The 6,059-nt window shown below is 39.8% G+C and carries 5 protein-coding genes; all 5 read left to right on the top strand.

What is annotated here, in order from left to right; translation table 11 throughout:
- Positions 1-191 precede the first annotated feature (191 nt).
- Entirely contained in the window at positions 192-767 is a 576-nt protein-coding gene (gene betI / locus GQR46_RS12885; protein ID WP_206009578.1) for a transcriptional regulator BetI, read from the top strand.
- Position 768: 1 nt separating this feature from the next.
- Positions 769-2,232, top strand: coding sequence for a betaine-aldehyde dehydrogenase (gene betB, locus GQR46_RS12880; RefSeq protein WP_165741161.1), 1,464 nt, complete (start codon positions 769-771; stop codon positions 2,230-2,232).
- 11 nt (positions 2,233-2,243) lie between these two features.
- Positions 2,244-3,911: a choline dehydrogenase gene (betA, locus tag GQR46_RS12875; protein WP_165741160.1), complete on the top strand. Its 1,668-nt coding sequence runs from the start codon at positions 2,244-2,246 to the stop codon at positions 3,909-3,911.
- Positions 3,912-4,069: 158 nt separating this feature from the next.
- Positions 4,070-5,287, top strand: a complete 1,218-nt coding sequence (locus GQR46_RS12870; protein WP_165741159.1) for a BCCT family transporter — start codon at positions 4,070-4,072, stop codon at positions 5,285-5,287.
- Between the two features lie 9 nt (positions 5,288-5,296).
- Entirely contained in the window at positions 5,297-5,998 is a 702-nt protein-coding gene (locus GQR46_RS12865) for a TorF family putative porin (protein WP_165728043.1), read from the top strand.
- The last annotated feature ends 61 nt before the right edge of the window (positions 5,999-6,059 follow it).

Raw genomic sequence — 6,059 nt, 5'->3', positions numbered from 1 at the left:
AACCCTATGTTTTATATATAGTTAAATAAAATAAAACTTTACCTTCTTTATCGCATTAGTTGCGCTTTTATTAATGATTAATCTACATTTTGGCATCTAGATATTTACTTCAGCCTTGAATTATTAGAGCTATTACCTTAAGCTTATGTTTATTGAACGTTCAATTAATAAAAATTATGCCTAAAGTCGGAATGGAACCTGTCAGACGTCAGCAGCTAATTGACGCGACTATAGAGTCAGTTGCAACTAATGGACTACAAGGCACAACTATAAACAGCATTAGTAAAAATGCCGGTTTATCGTCAGGCATTATTAGTCATTATTTTGGTGGTAAGCAGGGGTTAATTGAAGCCACTGTTAGATACTTACTAACAAGCTTAAAACAAGGCTTGATAAGTAAAGTAAATAACCAAACGAATGCCATTGAACGTTTAATGTATATTGTCGAAGCCAACTTTGCGCTTGTACAACAGCGTAATGATACAACCCGAACGTGGTTAAGTTTTTGGGCGCAATCGATGCATGATGAAGAATTACACAGACTACAAAACGTAAACAGTAAACGCTTGCAAAGTAATTTAGCATTTTCTTTTAAGCAATTAATGCCTATTGAGCAAGCAAAGCAAGCTGCAGAACTTAGCGCCGCAATGATCGATGGCCTATGGTTAAGAGCAGTACTGAGTAAATCAGACAATAATCAGTTTAAACACAGTGAAAAGTTAGCAAAAAGCTACGTACTTTCACTTATCAAGCAATATGGAGCCTAGCGTGACTACACCTGTCTATCAAAATTTTATTAACGGCCATTTTCTTGCAAACCAGAGCGGCAAAACATTTGATGTAACAAACCCAGCTACGGGCGAGGTTATTTACGCAGTAGAGATTGCCGACGAATTTATTCAAAACGCAGCCATTGCCAGTGCAAAGCAAGGCTTTGCTCAGTGGTCAGCGATGACACCCATTGAACGCAGCCGCATTTTATTAAAAGCAGTGGCTATTTTACGCGAGCGCAATGATGAGCTAGCACTTGTAGAAGTACTCGACACCGGTAAACCAATGCAAGAAGCAAATTGTGTTGATATTGAAACCGGCGCTGATGTAATTGAATACTTTGCAGGCCTTGCGCCTGCACAAGTAGGCCAACAGCAAATGGTGGGTGATGACTTTTATTACACACGTAAAGAGCCACTAGGTATCTGTGCGGGTATTGGTGCATGGAACTACCCACTACAAATTGCATGTTGGAAGTCGGGCCCTGCCCTTGCTGCTGGTAATGCATTTATATTTAAACCATCTGAGGAAACACCACTTGGCGCTATTAAGCTTGCTGAAGTGTTTTTTGAAGCTGGCGTACCTGCAGGTGTGTTTAATGTTGTTCAAGGTGCTGGCGATGTAGGTCAGTGGCTAACACAGCATAGCGACATTGATAAAGTATCGTTTACGGGTGAAGTAGGCACAGGTAAAAAAGTAGTAGCAAGCGCTGCGGGCACTTTAAAAGATGTAACAATGGAACTCGGTGGTAAATCTCCATTATTAGTATTTGATGATGCCAATATTGAGCAAGCGGTTAGCGCGGCTATGTTAGGTAACTTTTATACGCAAGGCGAAATTTGTACTAACTGTACACGTATTTACGTTCATAAAAATGTATATCAGCAGTTTATTGATGAGCTTAAAGCGCGCACTGAGAAAAACATTATTGCTGGCGACCCACAAAATTTAAATACTAACTTTGGCGCACTTATTTCTAAAAAGCACCAAGAACTAGTAATGAGCTACGTTAATAAAGGCATCGAAGAAGGTGCAACGCTATTAACCGGTGGTACAACGCTTTCACCTAAATCTGCACCTAATGGCTATTTTGTAGCACCGACTGTGTTTATTGATTGTAATGACGATATGACTATCGTTAAAGAAGAAATATTTGGCCCTGTAATGAGCGTGCTTGTTTTTGACGACGAAGACGATGTTATTGCACGCGCTAACGGGACTCACCTAGGCTTAGCTGCAGGCGTATTTACTAGCGATATTAAACGTGCGCACCGCGTGATTCATAAGTTACAAGCCGGTATTTGTTGGATTAATGCATACGGTAACTCACCTGCTGAAATGCCAGTTGGCGGTTATAAGCAATCGGGTATTGGCCGTGAAAATGGTATACAAACTCTTGATCAATACACGCAAACTAAGTCTATTTATGTTGGTATGGCCGACATAGAAAGCCCATTTTAAGGCGCCCTACTATGAGTAATCATTACGACTATATTATTGTTGGCGCGGGTTCGGCGGGTTGTGTTTTAGCAAACCGTTTATCTGAAGATTCAAGTAACCGCGTGTTACTACTTGAAACCGGCGGTAGCGATAAAAGTATTTTTATAAAAATGCCAACTGCGTTATCTATTCCTATGAATAGTGACAAATACGCATGGCAGTTTCATACGCAGCCTGAGCCTCATTTAGATAACCGTGAAATGCATTGTCCTCGTGGCAAAGTATTAGGCGGCTCGTCATCTATTAATGGCATGGTATATGTACGTGGCCACGCAAAAGATTTTGACGAATGGCAGCAACACGGTGCAAACGATTGGGATTACCAATCATGTTTACCCTACTTTCAAAAGGCAGAAAGCTTTTACCTTGGTGAAAATACTTACCGTGGTGGCAAAGGCCCGCTTGGCGTTAATAACGGCAACGAAATGCAAAACCCGCTTTATCGCACGTTTATAAAAGCAGGTGTACAAGCTGGTTACGCCTCAACAGATGATTACAACGCGTCGCAGCAAGAGGGTTTTGGCCCAATGCACATGACCGTAAAAGACGGCGTGCGCAGCTCTGCGTCTCGTGAGTATTTAGACCCTGTAAAATCGCGTAGTAATTTAACGATTATTACTGGTGCACTTGCACAACGCGTGATTTTAGACGGCAAAAAAGCCACTGGCATTGAATACAAAGTAAATGGCGACGTTAAAACTGCCCATGCAGCAAAAGACGTTGTATTAAGTGCAGGTCCAATTGGCTCTCCACATATTTTACAACTCTCTGGTATTGGTGATACTCAAGCGCTTGAAAAAGCAGGCGTTGAAGTACAGCATCATTTACCTGGTGTTGGTCAAAACTTACAAGATCATCTTGAGTTTTACTTTCAATACAAGTGTAAGCAACCTATCACACTTAACGGCAAGCTAGGCATTGTTTCAAAAGGGTTGATTGGCGCGCGCTGGTTATTAACGCGTTCGGGTTTAGGTGCAACGAATCATTTTGAATCGTGTGCGTTTATTCGCTCAAAACCAGGTGTTGAATGGCCAGATATTCAGTATCACTTTTTACCAGCGGCTATGCGTTACGATGGTAGAAGTGCATTTGCAGGTCATGGTTTTCAGGTACATGTTGGTCATAACAAACCAAAAAGTCGCGGTAGTGTCACTATTGCTTCTGCGAATCCTGAGCAACCACCAACCATTTTATTTAATTACCTTGAACACCAAGACGATATTGAAGGCTTTAGAGCGTGCGTTCGCTTAACACGCGACATAATCGAACAAAGTGTCTTTGATGAATACCGCGATGAAGAAATTCAACCCGGTAAACATATTCAAACAGATGAAGAAATAGATGCCTTTGTACGCCAAGCCGTAGAAAGTGCCTACCACCCTTCTTGCTCATGCAAAATGGGTGAAGATGATATGGCCGTTGTTAACTCAAATACGCAAGTACATGGTATTGAAGGACTACGTGTTGTTGATTCATCTATATTCCCAACTGTTCCTAACGGAAACTTGAATGCGCCTACTATTATGGTTGCCGAAAAAGCAGCTGACATAATTTTAGGTAAAGACCCATTACAGAAATCGGATGTGAATGTTGCCATAACAACAAACTGGCAAGACACACAACGTAGTTCGGAGATCTAACTTTAGCCACATGCTTAGGTTTAGTCTCGTCGGGCTAAACCAATGCGTGCCTTGCAGTGGCACACGATGTAAATAGGTTACGTTGTGTTAATGCGAGAATAAAACAATAAAATACGGAGTGCTTATGAATTATTTTTATTCATTACTGGAGGGTAACAATGACTATTTGGCTTAATGCAGGGATCATTTTTACCTTACTTGCCATTATCACTATTTTAATTAAATGGGGTAATGTTCGCGTAGTAGGTGTAACACCAGTTCGAACCTTTACGTTTATAGCAATATTATTTACTTCTGGCCTTGATGTTGGCCTTATTATGTTTCCTTTAACTGAGTTTGCAGGTTATGCAGACATAAAAGCAAGCCCAGAATACGCGTTTGCAAATCCACTAGCTATTGAGTTTGGCTATTGGGGATTTTTGATCTGGGGATTTTACTTTCTTACGTGCTTTTATTTCTGTGTAATAGAACCTAAAGTGAAATTTTTCGAAATTCCTTGGGTTAAATTTATCAATAATGTTGTAATTATTGGTACATGTGCATTTACCGCTTATTTACTGCTTACAAACCTACCGTGGTATTTACCCGAATTAGGTGATGGAACAAGCATAGTTTCTGAGTTTTATTTAATTGTGTTTGCGGCTATCTGTTTTGCGGTTTACTCAAGTACTGATATTAAATATGTGCGTATTTTAAGTATTTCTACTACGTGGTTATTTTTAGCTTTAATCGCCTTTATGTGGGCTGGCGCATTTGTAATTGGTGATAGTCAAATGTCAGCATTTACGAATAACTTAGGCTCTATTGGTACTTACTTTGCCAACATTAATGAATTTGTTTTACCGCTTAATGATTACCATGAGTTTTACTTATTCTGGTGGTTTGCGTGGAGCATAATGATTGGTCAATTTACATCACGCTTTGTAGGTGGACTTAAAACATACCAAGTATTGGGTGCTATGTTGATTTTCCCTTCTATTCCGATTGCGATTTGGTTTAGCGTACTTTATCACTACCACGAGGCGGGCATCCCTACTCAAGGTATTAAAAACTTTGCCATGGTATTTGTAGGTATTATATTTGTAATTAACTCTCTCGATTCGTTAGTACGTTTATATACAGATAACCTAAACTTTACCGTAAAGCGTTTTGGTAAAATGAAATACATGATAGGTAATATTATTGCTCTATCACTACTTACATTACTGTTTAAACTAGAATTTTTACAAATTCAGTGGGTAGGTGCATTAGTTATTGGCTTGTTCTTTATCTGTGCCGCCTTTATTGGTTACAGTAAATTTAAAACAGTAACGAATATAGATAGCTCACCAAAAGCAAACGCAATTGATTACACAAAAATAGACACAGTACACTAGGGATAAATAATGAATAACAAACTAAAACAACTTGTAGTAGCACTACCATTTGCACTTTTATCAACAACTGCAGCGGCTGATTGGTCAACAACAATCACGGCAGCGTCTGACTACACTTTTAATGGTGTGAGCCAAACTGATAGCGACCCTGCAATTCAAGGTAGCTTAGACTACGCCTTTGATAGTGGTGTTTACGCAGGTGTATGGGCTTCAAATGTAGATTTTGGTGACGACACTGATTTTGAGCTTGATGCCTATGTAGGTAAGTATGTACAACTTGATGAGCAATTTAGCGTTGACTACGGTATTGCGTATTACACTTATCAAGGTAATAACAGCGATGGCAACTACGCTGAGGCTTACACTAAATTTGGTTTCGCAAGTGAGTACGGCCAAACTGAGCTTAATTTTTGGTACAGCTGGGATTACTTTGGTCAAGGTGGAGGCCATGTAATCTCAATGATTGCACACACCTATGAGCTGGCTCCAAATCATGCACTACGTGCAAGCTTTGATATTTCAAACTCGCTTGATGGACAAAAATGGGCGTGGGACGTAAACGAGAAAAAATCATACAACCATTACCGTTTAGCATATCAAACTAGTTATGAAGGGTTTGGTATTGAAGTGGCCGCTGAAAACACAAGCTTAGATTACGATTATGCTGATGAGCGTATCGTACTTGCTGTTTCACGCACATTTGATCTTTAATACAATAATTACTGATTAAACAAAAAATGCCACTCTACTTAGAGTGGCATTTTTATTTGTA

Source organism: Pseudoalteromonas sp. Z1A6 (assembly GCF_011378745.1).
Taxonomy (GTDB): Bacteria; Pseudomonadota; Gammaproteobacteria; order Enterobacterales; family Alteromonadaceae; genus Pseudoalteromonas; species Pseudoalteromonas arctica.
The sequence above is the reverse complement of the archived record's forward strand: the minus strand, read 5'-3'. Positions and strand labels throughout refer to the sequence as shown.